The 13,990-nt window shown below is 39.3% G+C and carries 9 protein-coding genes and 4 tRNA genes; 11 read left to right on the forward strand and 2 right to left on the reverse strand.

What is annotated here, in order from left to right; genetic code table 11:
- The first annotated feature begins 15 nt into the window (after positions 1–15).
- Positions 16–1,092 carry a ferrochelatase gene (hemH, locus tag CMT41_RS03980; protein WP_057179892.1) on the forward strand — a complete coding sequence of 359 codons (1,077 nt, stop codon included), beginning with the start codon at positions 16–18 and terminating at the stop codon, positions 1,090–1,092.
- A gap of 112 nt (positions 1,093–1,204) precedes the next feature.
- Positions 1,205–2,266 carry a DNA polymerase IV gene (gene dinB / locus CMT41_RS03985; RefSeq protein WP_058026424.1) on the forward strand — a complete coding sequence of 354 codons (1,062 nt, stop codon included), beginning with the start codon at positions 1,205–1,207 and terminating at the stop codon, positions 2,264–2,266.
- Positions 2,267–2,340: 74 nt separating this feature from the next.
- On the opposite strand, the gene CMT41_RS03990 is transcribed toward dinB, so the two are convergent.
- Together CMT41_RS03990 and CMT41_RS03995 are read right to left on the reverse strand one after the other, a co-directional pair.
- Entirely contained in the window at positions 2,341–3,549 is a 1,209-nt protein-coding gene (locus tag CMT41_RS03990; protein WP_058026425.1) for a carboxypeptidase-like regulatory domain-containing protein, read from the reverse strand.
- Between the two features lie 16 nt (positions 3,550–3,565).
- Positions 3,566–4,780 carry a hypothetical protein gene (locus CMT41_RS03995; RefSeq protein WP_058026426.1) on the reverse strand — a complete coding sequence of 405 codons (1,215 nt, stop codon included), beginning with the start codon at positions 4,778–4,780 and terminating at the stop codon, positions 3,566–3,568.
- A gap of 678 nt (positions 4,781–5,458) precedes the next feature.
- Between CMT41_RS03995 and CMT41_RS04000 the strand changes: the two genes are divergently transcribed.
- The 9 genes from CMT41_RS04000 to oadA all read left to right on the forward strand — a co-directional run bounded on the left by CMT41_RS04000 (position 5,459) and on the right by oadA (position 13,987).
- Positions 5,459–5,668, forward strand: a complete 210-nt coding sequence (locus tag CMT41_RS04000) for a hypothetical protein (RefSeq protein ID WP_057179904.1) — start codon at positions 5,459–5,461, stop codon at positions 5,666–5,668.
- 74 nt (positions 5,669–5,742) lie between these two features.
- Positions 5,743–8,373: an alanine--tRNA ligase gene (alaS, locus tag CMT41_RS04005; protein ID WP_058026427.1), complete on the forward strand. Its 2,631-nt coding sequence runs from the start codon at positions 5,743–5,745 to the stop codon at positions 8,371–8,373.
- A gap of 451 nt (positions 8,374–8,824) precedes the next feature.
- The gene (csrA, locus tag CMT41_RS04010) at positions 8,825–9,022 is read left to right on the forward strand and encodes a carbon storage regulator CsrA (RefSeq protein ID WP_057179906.1); all 198 of its coding nucleotides are present in this window, start codon (positions 8,825–8,827) and stop codon (positions 9,020–9,022) included.
- A 364-nt stretch (positions 9,023–9,386) separates the two neighbouring features.
- Positions 9,387–9,478 (forward strand) — tRNA-Ser (locus tag CMT41_RS04015).
- 166 nt (positions 9,479–9,644) lie between these two features.
- Positions 9,645–9,721 (forward strand) — tRNA-Arg (locus CMT41_RS04020).
- Between the two features lie 64 nt (positions 9,722–9,785).
- A tRNA-Arg gene (locus tag CMT41_RS04025) sits at positions 9,786–9,862 on the forward strand.
- A 65-nt stretch (positions 9,863–9,927) separates the two neighbouring features.
- Positions 9,928–10,004: transfer RNA gene (locus CMT41_RS04030), tRNA-Arg, on the forward strand.
- A gap of 1,873 nt (positions 10,005–11,877) precedes the next feature.
- Positions 11,878–12,147 (forward strand): OadG family protein, encoded by a 270-nt coding sequence (locus tag CMT41_RS04035; protein WP_231732966.1) that lies wholly within the window; start codon positions 11,878–11,880, stop codon positions 12,145–12,147.
- Positions 12,148–12,208: 61 nt separating this feature from the next.
- Entirely contained in the window at positions 12,209–13,987 is a 1,779-nt protein-coding gene (oadA, locus tag CMT41_RS04040) for a sodium-extruding oxaloacetate decarboxylase subunit alpha (protein WP_057179908.1), read from the forward strand.
- Positions 13,988–13,990 lie beyond the last annotated feature (3 nt).

The following is a 13,990-nucleotide window of genomic DNA, read 5'->3' on the forward strand; positions in this document are numbered from 1 at the left end:
AAGAAGAAAAGCCCAATGAAATCTCGCTTTAGTGCCGGTAAAAAAAATAACGATAACACTGATTTAGATAACAAAAGTTCACTAACCGCAGTGTTATTAACTAACTTAGGTTCACCAGATGAACCTAGCACTAGTGCCTTACGCCGTTATTTGCGAGAATTCTTATCAGATAGAAGGGTGGTTGAAATTCCACGCTTGCTCTGGCTTTTGATCTTACACGGTATTATTTTACGTATAAGGCCGGCCAAGTCAGCTAAGTTATACCAAAGCATTTGGCAAGATGACGGCGCACCTTTGTTAACCACCACCGCCGCACAAAAAGAAAAATTAGCCATTAAAATTAAAGTGCAATACGGTGATAATGTCATTGTTGATTACGCCATGCGTTATGGCAAACCGTCAATTGCCAGTGTTTTGCAGAAATTTCAGCAACAAGGTGTAGATAAAATAGTAGTATTACCTTTGTACCCGCAATATGCAGGGCCAACAACGGGCTCTACTTTTGATGCTTTAAGTAAAGAACTTCAACAATGGCGCTATGTGCCAACAATCTACTTTTTAAATACTTACCACCAAAACCCGCTTTATATTAAGGCGTTGGCCAATACCATTGTTGAACATGTAAAAGCGCATGGTAAGCCGGATACATTGGTTTTGTCTTATCACGGCATGCCAGAGTTATTTCGCCAGTGGGGTGATCCCTATTATGATTTTTGTTTGCAAACAAGTCAGTTGTTAAAACAGCAATTATTAACCGGTGATATAGCCGCACAGTGTTGTTTTAAAGAAGATGAAATAATCTCTACCTTTCAATCTCGCTTTGGTAAAGCCCAATGGCTACAACCTTATACCGATGAAACATTAGCTAGCTTACCCAAACAAGGTAATAAACATATTGCCATTATAAGTCCGGCCTTTAGTAGTGATTGCCTAGAAACGTTGGAAGAATTAGAACATGAAAATCGGGAAATATTTATGGCGGCAGGTGGCGAGCACTACCATTATATTGCTGCACTAAACGATCGTGATGATCATATTGATGCCTTGTTTGATGTCTTAGTACCAGCACTCGGTTCGCCAAAACTTAATTAATTTAGTTCAGCTGTGGGGTTAGCAACAAGTTAGCCACCAGACAATGCACTTGCTAAGCCAGATTAAAATGGTATACTGTTTTTATATACAGTTGTTTGGCGGTAGGTGTTAAATGAGTAATCAGCGAAAAATAATTCACATTGATATGGACTGCTTCTATGCCGCCGTTGAAATGCGAGATTTTCCTGAGTACCGGAATATCCCACTAGCAGTGGGAGGTGATGGCCCTCGTAGCGTATTGTGTACCAGTAACTATCAAGCACGCCAATTTGGCGTTCGTGCTGCCATGCCAGCTATCAAAGCAAAACAACTTTGCCCCGAGCTTAAAATAGTCCATGGCCGCATGGATGTATACAAACAAACCTCTAAAGATATAAGAGCAATATTTTCTCGCTATACCGACCTTATTGAACCTTTATCCCTCGATGAGGCTTATCTTGATGTTACTGATGCAACTATGTGCCAGGGCAGTGCCACGCTCATTGCTGAAAAAATTAGAGCTGATATCTTTAATGAGTTAAATTTGACCGCATCGGCAGGCATTGCGCCCAATAAATTTTTGGCTAAAATAGCCAGTGATGAGAATAAACCTAATGGCCAATGTGTCATTACTCCAGATAAAGTTTCAGCTTTTGTCGAACAATTATCGTTAAAGAAAATACCCGGTATTGGTCCTAAAACCTTTGCCAAGCTCAATCGCCATGGTTATGTAACCTGCGCGGACGTACGCCAAAGCAATATAAGAGCATTACAAAATATTGTTGGTAAATTTGCTAATAGTTTGTATTTAAAAGCTCATGGGGTCGATAATAGAGCTTTAGAGGTCAGCCGACAGCGAAAGTCACTCGCCATTGAAACCACGTTGATGGACGATTTATCAACGCAAGATGAGTGTCAGCAGGTAATAGAGAGCTTATATGAAAAACTATTAACTCGATTGGCACCGCACAGTAATAGGGAGATCATTAGGCAAGGGGTAAAGCTAAAATTTGCTGATTTTAATCAAACCACGGTTGAGACCCAGAGTAATGAATGTCAGCAAGCCCTTTTCCATAGTTTATTGTCAAAGGCATATGGTAGAGCAAATAAACGCGGTATCCGCCTTGTTGGTTTAACCTTAGGTTTTGCGGACGAAAAAGACAATAATGCTCAACTGACCCTACCTACTTTTTAAACAAAAAAGTCAGTAGTAATAGACTACTGACTTTTGTTTTGCTATATCACATTTTAAAACTATCTAGTAAGAATTTATTGCCAAATTAACGTGCCCCATTTGCCATTATCCCAGTCTGTCGAGTTTGCAATAATAACGATAACTTGCGCTAACTCTTCTTCAATGGCTGATAAATCTAAATTATCACCAGTTAGGTCAATACCAGTATTAGTAATTATAGTTATAATTACTCCTGCAGTATTTCGGGCCGTTGCAATTAACTCTTCAGTGGTTAGATCTGCTACTTCATCGGAAGTGACAATATTAACAATGTCATCAAGTAAATTATCGACAACATTTTGAGAGACTGCGTCTGCAACTGTAATATCGATAATATTATCGCTAATTACAACATCGGCAATTATTTCAATAAGCCCTGCAGTTGCTGCTATTTCTTGCTCAGTTGTTAAGCCACTCGCTTCAACTAAGCTGATAACGCCTTCAACAATTTCTTGAAAAGTTATCACATCAGTTAATTGAGCTGCAATAGTTGCATCGATTTGTTGTAAATCAAATATTTCTTCAATATTGCTTTCTGTCCCTTTTACTAAAGCTAGATTAGTGGCCACTGAAATAATAAATTCAGCTGAGTCTAATAATGTTGCCTCTGCTTCGGCTGCTTGAGCAATAAAGGTCGCGACATCAGTAGCTCCAGCCAGTTGAGAAATACTATCAAGTAGCACATCAGCAACTGAAGCCTGAGTATCAAAATCGTTGTCATCAGATTTAGCAATAAACGTATCAGAAGAAAAAGCATCATATTGAGCACCCGCACCAAATAAAGATGTTACCGCTTTTTGACCCGCTGTCGCCACATCACCTGCTGAGATGGCCGATAAATCAGTATCAGCTAAAAGTGTATCAGCAACGTAGCTGGTTATCGGGTTAACATTAGCAATAGTCGCATTAGGATCATCAACAATAGCACTGAGTTTTTCACCGTCTGGTGTGATTACGCTAATGAGCACTGGCGTTGGTAGTTCCCCATCAAACTCAATGGAGTAATTACCATTGGCATCAGTCACCGCAGTTACTTCAATGGTATTACCATCTTTACCAGTAACTACAATGTCAGCCCCAGCAATGGCAGTACCGATGGCGACAGTACCGAACAAAGTAACCATAGTAGGCTCGACAATGACCTTATCATCCTCAATAACAACCACAGGATCATCTGATGAACCGCCACAGCCTGTTAATACCATGGCGAACAGAGCATACGAGAATATTTTTAATATTTTCATTATTATACCCCGTTATTTAAATGCTATTAAGATGGGTTGACAATAAACTGTTCCAGATATCTTTGTTAACACAGTTAGTTGAGGTATCAACAGTAGTGCCATCGAACTTCTGCCAGCCTGATATCTCTAGGGTTGAAAGACCATGACAAGAAAAGCTATAAATTTCGGCATCAGTACCAGAATTAAAGGTTGCTGTTGAGTTATCAAGCCAAGTGTTCCCCGACATGCTTGCTTCACCATCAACCTTAACACTTGAATCAAATACATTAAGATCACCAGCTAAGTTTAATGTACCAGCATTTAAATACGAGCCATTTTCTAGGTGCACAGTACCCGTTAAATTGAGTGGCAAACCTGCATATGAAGATATCCAATTAACACCGCCATTTAAGTACAGTGCTTGACCACTACCGCTGTTAATCGTTACGGTACCTTGCTGATTAACTGATACTCCGGTACGAAGCACTATACCTTCAGTTGAATTGACTGTGGTCTCACCTAAGAAGCGGATAGTGCTGTTATTACGGGCAAAAATACCAATTTGTGCACCGTTTATCTCCACGTTCGAGAAGTAAACTTGAGCGCCTTCTTGTACTACCACAGGAATTGAACCTGTTCCTGCGGCATTAATAGTGACATTGGTAATACTTCCATGACCATTTCTTGAAAAGAATACCGCGCCATATTCATTCTCACCTGTAGTGACATTTACGTCACTTAAATACAAACCACCACCTTGGCCAGCGATCAAAAAGGCTTTGCCTGTTTGATCATTAGGAATAATTGAAGCACGGTTTTCTGGATCAGCAGAATTAATGCCAATTGTTTGATCTGATACTTGTATTCCGCCATTATCAGTATCGTCACGATAATCATAAATATCCCCATAACAATTACCCGTAAGGGTAAAGTTAAGCGTGCGATAATTTACATGCTGATGATACGCAAGTTGTAACGCTTCTGGCTGATCAGTACAGTCAACTTCAACATCAATTTCACCATTAACTAATATATCCAAAGGGGAACCATTAGCAGCACTTTCAATCGTTGTTAATTTCGCTTCTATTGTAGCTATGGAAGTACTATTTAAAGTTGCCTTATCATTTACATGAGTGAAATTAGCATTCACATTCGCTGCTTTTGCGGGTGTGCCAGCGATAAAAGTATGAGGGACTTGCTCTGCATTGGCAAAAACAGGGGCTAAGACTAACAAGGGTAGTAATCTTTTCATGGATATTCCTTTTGATTAAAGCAAAATAAACAGCAGTGTTACAATTTGTAACCGTGACGGGAGAATACATATAAATAGTACGTATGTCTATTTATCTTGGGGTGGGTTTTTTTGTAGGTGTTATATTGTTTTTGCAGAATATTGAAATTTTACCTAGCTTCTTTTAGTAAAAGTTATTGCGTTATTTTTAGGGCAAAAAATCTAAAAGGATAAAGACATAAAGTGGTACCTTAATCATTATCTAGAATAGAGATAAAATACTTTATCAATAAAATCCCTTCACCTATCTATTAGTAAAAGTCCCTTTATTTATTCAGTTGCATTTGAGGTAAAGAATGCGATCGCCTTAAACTAAAGAATTTTGTAAATTGTTTATTAGCTAGATAGCTGGTGATTTGCATTAGAACTAATTGAAACAAGGCTGATGCTGAGGAATAAATACTCTATTGCGCTGTTGGAATTCATCAATACGCGATCACTCAACAAAAAAATTTCGACAAGTGCTAAAAAGAACTCTTGATAGCAGGAATTTCAATAATTCTAGAGTATTTAATTGAATAAAATAATTTAAGTGATGTGCGCTTTTCTGCCCATCGCTGTCGGTACCAAGCTAACCCTGGTTATGGCCGGTTTTACATTGTCAATGAGTTGGAACAAAAGCTCGTCTGCACAACAATTATGCAAAAATTGGCTGAAAGTTGCGAAATTGATTGGTATCTTCAAGCCGAGCTTGCGTATAATAAGCGCTTTGGCGCCAAGTACTCTATTGATGAAACCATTAAGAGCAAGCTTGATAAAAAAGCAGTACAAAAACAATGCGCCAAAAAGAAGCGTTTCTTACAATACCGCGCTTATGTCAGAGATAATATTTTTGCGGTATTAGACTGAATTCAGCATGTAGAACCATAATTAGAATAAACCCAGAATTTACATAGACCTAAATCGATTTACTGAGTATCCCCATGATTAAAAGCACCGCCGAAGTCCGTCAGGCATTTTTAGATTTCTTTGCCACCAAACAACATCAAATAGTTAAAAGCAGCTCATTAGTACCAGGGAATGATGCCACGTTATTGTTTACCAATGCCGGTATGGTGCCTTTTAAAGATGTTTTTCTAGGCGCAGAAAAGCGTAGTTATACCCGAGCAACGTCAGCACAACGTTGTGTACGCGCGGGTGGTAAACATAATGATTTAGAAAATGTCGGCTATACCGCCCGTCATCATACCTTTTTTGAAATGATGGGTAACTTTAGTTTTGGTGATTATTTTAAAGAGGAAGCGATCAGCTATGCTTGGGAGTTTTTAACCGTTGCGTTGGGCATACCAAAGGAAAAATTACTGGTCACTGTTTATGAAAATGATGCCGAGGCTTTTGCTTATTGGAAAGATGAAATAGGTATTCCAGTAGAAAAAATAATTCGTATAGGTGATAAGTCTGCAGATAAAAAGTTTGAGTCTGATAACTTTTGGTCTATGGGCGATACCGGACCTTGTGGTCCTTGCTCTGAAATATTTTATGATCACGGCGCAGATATCTTTGGTGGACCTCCAGGCTCTCCCGATGAAGAAGGCGATCGTTTTATCGAAATTTGGAACATAGTATTTATGCAATATAACCGTCAAAGTGACGGTACTATGGAGCCATTACCTAACCCATCTATAGACACAGGTATGGGGTTGGAGCGTATTGCTGCCATTATGCAAAATGTGCATAGCAACTACGAAATAGATATTTTCCAAGCGTTAATTAAAGATACTGCAGCGCTACTTGGTTGTAGCGATCTTGAACATAAATCTTTACGGGTAATTAGTGATCATATACGTTCATGTAGCTTCTTAATTGTTGATGGCGTAGTCCCATCAAATGAAGGCCGTGGTTATGTACTGCGTCGTATCATTCGCCGCGCGATTCGTCATGGCCATAAATTAGCAGCGAAAGGGCATTTCTTCCATAAAATTGTAGCTTCTTTAGTTAGCCAAATGGGTGAAGCTTACCCAGAGTTAGTGCAGCAACAAGCGACTATAGAAAAATTATTACGTATAGAAGAAGAGCAATTTGGTCGGACCTTAGACCGTGGCATGATTTTACTAGAAGATATTCTTAGCAATTTATCGGGCGATACCATCAAGGGTGATGATGTCTTTAAATTATATGATACCTATGGTTTTCCTATCGATTTAACAGCAGATATTGCCCGTGAACGTCAGTTGAAGGTTGATCATGACGGCTTTGATAAAGCAATGGCGCAACAACGTAAACGGGCTCAAAAAGCGAGTCAATTTGGTACTGATTATAATCAGCAGCTTAAATCTGATCACAAAACTGCTTTTAAAGGTTATGACAATGATTCATATTCTGCGACCGTGGTGGAATTATTCAATAACCAAGACCAAGAGCCAGTACAGCAATTAAATTCAGGTGAGCAGGGTATTGTCATTCTAGATCACACGCCCTTTTATGCAGAATCAGGTGGCCAGGTAGGTGATAGTGGCTTATTGCACCTAGATGGCGGAGTATTTGAAGTAACTGATACCGTTAAATTAGGTAATGCCTTTGCTCATAGAGGGACTGCGCGGACAGATATTGGTTTAAATCGACGGGTAAAAGCGGAGATTAATGTTGAACGCCGAGCCGCTATTATTAAAAACCATACCGCGACCCATTTATTACATGCCGCATTACGAAAAGTATTAGGTGAACATGTCACGCAAAAAGGTTCATTATGTGAGAGTGATAAATTACGCTTTGATTTTTCTCATTTTGAAGGTGTTACTGCAGAAGAATTACATGCGGTTGAGCAAATGGTTAATGATGAAATTCGTCGTAACCACTCTAGGAAAACTGAGTCAATGTACATCGAAGCAGCTAAAGAAAAAGGTGCCATGGCACTCTTTGGTGAAAAATATGATGATGAAGTACGTGTGGTAACTCTGGGCGATTTTTCAATAGAGTTATGTGGCGGTGTCCATGTTAATAGAACGGGTGATATTGGTTTATTAAAAATTGTTTCTGAATCGGGTATCGCAGCAGGTATTCGTCGTATCGAAGCGGTTACTGCTATTGGCGCGCTTGCTTTTATTAATCAACAAACCGCCTCTTTAACAAATATTGCCGCGCTGGTTAAAAGTGATGTGGCTAATGTTACTAGCAAAGTAGAGCTACTGGTTGGTCGCTCTAAGCAGCTGGAAAAGGAAATCGGGCAATTAAAACAGGAGCTTGCTGCACAAGCAGGCTCTGATTTAGTTAATAACGTGATTGAAATTAATGGCGTTAAAGTGCTAATTGCTGATTTAGGTGGAGTAGAGAGTAAAGCACTTCGCGGCATGGTTGATGAACTTAAAAATAAAATGCAATCAGGTGTTATCCTGCTTGCCACCGCTAATGGCGCTAAAGTGGGCTTAATTGCCGGCGTAACAAAAGATTTAGTTGGCCGAGTTAAGGCGGGTGAGTTAGTTAATATGGTGGCGCAGCAAGTGGGTGGTAAAGGTGGCGGACGTCCCGATATGGCGCAAGCGGGTGGCAGTCAACCCGAGAATATTACCCAGGCTCTGGCAAGTGTGTCGGTATGGTTGACAGAAAAATTAGCTTAAATGTTAGCTAAAATAGCTAGTAGCAATTAACTGTTAGCTTAAAGGATATAAAAAGGAAGCATTTGCTTCCTTTTTTGTTTTCATTTGATGTTATAAAAATGTTATTTTTTACCTCTAACTGCAATTGTTTTGTTATTGCTGACAAAAAACAACCAAAATATTGCAATTGATCACAGTATTGGCAGTAAAATTAGACTATAAAAGTATTCAAGGATGTGGAAATATTGCTAAAATATGAACGATAGATGTAGTAACAAAGTTATTTGTTGCTTATTATCTAAGGTTCATTGAAAACTATCATCGGATATGGTGTTTTTAGTGAATAATGACTTTTTATCGAAAATTGACTATTAGTTAATAGTGGATGGATTAAAAAGTAACTAATTTTAATATATTACTAGCTTATATATATTTATTTAGTGATCTCACTTTAAAGAATAAGGAAGAAAACATGCTTATATTGACACGACGCGTAGGTGAAACATTAATGATTGGTGACGAAGTCACCGTAACTGTTTTAGGCGTTAAAGGAAATCAGGTAAGAATAGGTGTTAATGCGCCAAAAGAAATCTCAGTACATCGTGAAGAAATTTACATGCGTATCCAAGCCGAAAAAGGTGATGCTGAAGTTTCAGGCAATAAAGTCTAACCGTTCACTTATTATTAAGTGGATTATTAGAGTATTGGCAGAACATCGTTATGTATAATGTTATATATGACTGCTAAAAAAACACTGCTAAGGCGGTGTTTTTTTATCTCTACGCTTGGTAAATGATTAAAAAATAGTACAATTGCATGAATTGTCAGCAAACAGTGATTTATCCTAAATAAAGGCTAGAAATTGTTTGACTTATTTTTAGGATCCATTATTATTCGCCCCGTTGGAGAGGTGGCCTAGTTGCCAAAGACACTTACCTGCTAAGGGAGTATCTGCTTAAACCCAGATTGAGTTGTTTTATCTAACGTTTATTGTTTAATAAACATTAGAACTTGAAGATGAAAGGTAAAATATTGGTGAGGTGGCCGAGTGGCCGAAGGCGCTCCCCTGCTAAGGGAGTAACGGCTTTAAATCCGTTCGAGAGTTCGAATCTCTCCCTCACCGCCATTTTTATCTTATGATAATTAATGGTTGTGAAGAACGAAAGTTCACTATCTTTAGGCTAAGATATAAAACATAGTTTATCAGGGCTTCAGCCGGATAGGTTATATCTGCTGGCTAAGAACTAGGTTAAAATATCGATAAGTAACGATATAAAACATAACTTAATTGAGGGCGCGTAGCTCAGCTGGATAGAGTACCTGGCTACGAACCAGGCGGTCGCAGGTTCGACTCCTGCCGCGCCCACCACTTTCTTTACGTGGTAAAAAAAAGAAGAGCAGCTATTGTTAAAGCTGGATAAAATTTATACTATGGGCGCGTAGCTCAGCTGGATAGAGTACCTGGCTACGAACCAGGCGGTCGCAGGTTCGACTCCTGCCGCGCCCACCACTTTCTTTACGTGGTAAAATAAAGAAGAGCAGCTATTGTTAAAGCTGGATAAAATTTTATACTTCGGGCGCGTAGCTCAGCTGGATAGAGTACCTGGCTACGAACCAGGCGGTCGCAGGTTCGACTCCTGCCGCGCCCACCACTTTTCTACTTAGTAGATATAAAAAAACCTAGCTTTTGCTAGGTTTTTTTATGTCTGGAATATACTGATACCCATTTAATACACTCAAGTTTAGTCAATAAGGCTTCATACTACTGATGCCTAGCTCAGCTGGATATACTTACCTATATAGAAAGTTGGCTACGAAACTGAATCCCTTCCGGTCGCAGGTTCGACTCCTGCCGCGCCCACCACTTTTCTACTTAGTAGATATAAAAAAACCTAGCTTTTGCTAGGTTTTTTTATGTCTGGAATATACTGATACCCATTTAATACACTCAAGTTTAGTCAATAAGGCTTCATACTACTGATGCCTAGCTCAGCTGGATATACTTACCTATATAGAAAGTTGGCTACGAAACTGAATCCCTTCCGGTCGCAGGTTCGACTCCTGCCGCGCCCACCACTTTTCTACTTAGTAGATATAAAACAACCGAGTTTTGCTAGGTTTTTTTATGTCTGGAATATACTGATATCCTTTTAATACACTCAAGTTTAGTCAATAAGGCTTCATGCTACTGATGCCTAGCTCGGCTGGATAGACTTACGTTGTATAGAAAGTTGGCTACGAAGCTGAACCCCTTTCTTTATTGCGGAAAATAGTCGCAGGTTCGACTCCTGCCGCGCCCACTACTTTTCTACTTAGTAGATATAAAACAACCGAGTTTTGCTAGGTTTTTTATGTCTAAAATAATCTGAACATCCATTTCATACTGTAGGCGCGTAGCTCGGCTGGATAGACTTACGTTGAATAGAAAGTTGGCTGCGAAACTGAATCCCTTTCTTTATTGCGGGAAATTGCGGAAAGTAGTCGCTGGTTCGACTCCATCAGAGCTCTACTACCTTGTCCAGTCGGCGTAAATTAATTTGGACCATCTCTATCTATCTCTCTTGGTAAAGTGCTCCAGGTTCGACTGTAGCCACGTCCGTCACATTGAAAGCGCTACCTATATATAGAAAGATTGTTTTGAGTAGACGCTATCGAGCTAAATTCGGCTGAACTTAGCTGGATAGCATTATATAAAATAGAACGTTGGCTACAAAACTGTACCACGCACTATATCTCTAGCGTAAAGTGCTTCAGGTTCGACTGCTGCCACATCTGCCCCTTTATAGTCCGTAAGTTAGCAATAAGTTCTTATTGCTAACTTACGCTTTTATTAACCAAGCTGAAATCATTGCTAATGCCTGGTTGATATTTAAGTAAAATGAAAAAATTATATTTTATCACAATATTAATACCAAACTAACGTCATTATATAGTCAATCCAGGGTGCAATTTATTCGATTATTAAGGCTAAATGTTTATCAATATCGACTTAGTTATCGGCGTTTTAACGCGGATAATCGGATAAAGGGGGGGGGTGAGCAAGTGCGGCTTAGGCAGAGTTTAGATTTTAGTCTTTTTAGTGTCAGCTCCGTAAAAGTTTCTCTTCATCAGGTAGCTAACCTTGCTACAGTGATCTCATTAAAGTAAAGGTATATCAGTATGGAAAGTGAGCGTTTACTGTCTGTTTTATACTACTTCGAACTGTTGATTTTATCTCACCTACCAATAGCTTCGTATATATATTCCGTAATGTGAATGATACAAGTCCTTGTGTATATTGTATATTATAGCGAATTATCTTTTGCTGAATGCCTATATTCATGGTTTTGATACTGTATACAATATTTAAAGTATGCAAAATGGCAGCTATATTTCTACTGTTATGATGAATATTCGTTGTTTTGGGGGTTGATCTTAAATTATTTTTCTGAAACATAATAAAATTATTTGCTTTTTAGCTATTGGAGTGATTATTCTAATTACAATAAGTTACAGTCAGCTTGAGCGAGAATAAAGATGGACAATATGCAGCAGCAATTTTTAGAAGCTGGCACATTAATGTTAGCCGGAATGGTATTTGTATTTGTATTTTTAGGTATGTTAATTGTTTTTATTAATACAGTGCTGGCAAAACTGGCAATAAAGTTTCCAGATCCTATCGTAACACCGCCTTCTCGGGCTAATAAAAAGAGAAAGAGTAACGGCAAAACTCATGGTGAGGTTTCACCTGCTGTTGTTGCTGCAATAAGCGGGGCGGTTAAACGTTATCGCGCAAAGCATGGCCAAGATAAGTAACCTAAATCTTTGATCATACTCTTCCTCAGAAACATTTTTAAAAAAATATAAGGGCATAAAAATGAGCAAGCCACTAGGTATAACTGAAGTTGTCTTAAGAGATGGACACCAGTCAATTTTAGCAACTAGACTCCGTTTGGCCGACATGCTACCTATAGCCTCGACACTTGATGACGTTGGTTATTGGTCAATAGAGTCATGGGGCGGAGCAACATTTGATTCGTGTATTCGATATTTAGGTGAAGATCCTTGGGAGCGCATTCGTGCCCTTAAAAAAGCGATGCCTAAAACCAAACAGCAAATGTTATTTCGCGGTCAAAATATTTTAGGCTATCGTCATTATGCTGATGATGTAGTGGAAAAATTTGTTGAACGTGCTCACATCAATGGTATTGATGTTTTTCGTATCTTCGACGCCATGAATGATGTGCGTAACTTACAAACCTCAATCAAAGCCGCGGTTAAAGTAGGTGCACATGCTCAAGGCACACTCAGTTATACCGAAAGTCCAGTGCATACGCTTGACGGTTGGCTAACAATGGCCAAACAAATCGAAGATATGGGTGCACATTCTTTGTGTATTAAAGACATGTCTGGCTTGTTAAAACCATACGATGCCGAAGAGCTGATTAGCCGCTTGAAAGAAACTGTTTCATTACCTATCGCTCTACACTGTCATGCGACGACGGGTTTAAGTGTTGCCACGCAAATGAAAGCGATTGATTGTGATATTGATGTTATAGACACTTCAATTTCTTCAATGAGTATGACTTACGGCCATTCTGCCACGGAAACCATTGCGGCTATTGTTGAAGGTGGTCCTCGAGCTACCGGACTCAATATTGAAAAGATGGCGGAAGTTGCCGCATATTTTCGTGATGTAAGAGAAAAATATGCTGAATTTGAAGGCAGTTTAAAAGGTGTAGATGCCCGTATCCTAACGGCGCAAGTGCCCGGTGGCATGTTAACCAACATGGAAAGCCAGTTAAAAGAGCAGGGCGCAGCTGATAAATTTGATGAAGTATTAATTGAAATACCGAAAGTACGTAAAGACTTAGGTTATATTCCTTTAGTTACCCCTACCTCACAAATTGTTGGTACCCAAGCGGTACTTAATATTTTAACCGGTGAACGTTACAAATCGATAACCAAAGAAACTGCTGGGGTGTTAAAAGGTGAATATGGTGCAACACCCGCACCAGTCAACTTAGAACTACAAACAAGAGTTTTGGATGGTAAAGCTGTGATCACTTGTCGTCCTGCTGATTTACTTGACCCAGAGGTTGACAAATTATCAGTAGAGCTACAAATTATCGCCAAAGAAAAAGGCATAAAGTTAGCGGATGAAATTATTGATGATGTCTTAACTTATGCATTATTCCCGCAAATCGGCTTGAAATTCTTAGAGAATCGCAACAATCCTGCGGCATTTGAACCTATTCCTACTAAAGACAATACAGCTGGCAAAGTGGTTAGTGAAAAAAACTCGGCCACGGCAACAGAAAACTATGCCGTGAGCGTTGATGGCAAGGTTTATGATGTAGTAGTTGCGCCTGGTGGCTCTATTGACGCTATAACTCATCCAGCGGGTGACGATGCTATGAAGCAATCTACGTCTATTTCCGCGGAAGAAACGCTGAATGCTCCTTTAGCAGGTAACATCTTTAAGGTCTTAGTCAATGTAGGCGACTATGTAGAAGCGAATGATGTCGTTATCATTATGGAAGCCATGAAAATGGAAACTGAAATTCGCGCGGTAAGTGCCGGTGAAATTGTATCGGTATTTACCAAAGAAGGTGACTCAGTTGCTGTTGGTGATGCCTTACTTAGCTTTTCTTAGGAG

This window comes from Colwellia sp. MT41 (assembly GCF_001444365.1).
Classification (GTDB): Bacteria; Pseudomonadota; Gammaproteobacteria; order Enterobacterales; family Alteromonadaceae; genus Colwellia; species Colwellia marinimaniae.

Excerpts from the sequence above, each read along its gene's own strand:
- CMT41_RS04035 (WP_231732966.1), top strand. The coding sequence starts at position 11,878 with ATGCAGCAGCAATTTTTAGAAGCTGGCACATTAATGTTAGCCGGAATG.
- hemH (WP_057179892.1), top strand. The coding sequence starts at position 16 with ATGAAATCTCGCTTTAGTGCCGGTAAAAAAAATAACGATAACACTGAT.
- csrA (WP_057179906.1), top strand. The coding sequence starts at position 8,825 with ATGCTTATATTGACACGACGCGTAGGTGAAACATTAATGATTGGTGAC.
- CMT41_RS04000 (WP_057179904.1), top strand. The coding sequence starts at position 5,459 with ATGCAAAAATTGGCTGAAAGTTGCGAAATTGATTGGTATCTTCAAGCC.
- CMT41_RS03995 (WP_058026426.1), bottom strand. The coding sequence starts at position 4,780 with ATGAAAAGATTACTACCCTTGTTAGTCTTAGCCCCTGTTTTTGCCAAT.
- CMT41_RS03990 (WP_058026425.1), bottom strand. The coding sequence starts at position 3,549 with ATGAAAATATTAAAAATATTCTCGTATGCTCTGTTCGCCATGGTATTA.
- dinB (WP_058026424.1), top strand. The coding sequence starts at position 1,205 with ATGAGTAATCAGCGAAAAATAATTCACATTGATATGGACTGCTTCTAT.
- alaS (WP_058026427.1), top strand. The coding sequence starts at position 5,743 with ATGATTAAAAGCACCGCCGAAGTCCGTCAGGCATTTTTAGATTTCTTT.
- oadA (WP_057179908.1), top strand. The coding sequence starts at position 12,209 with ATGAGCAAGCCACTAGGTATAACTGAAGTTGTCTTAAGAGATGGACAC.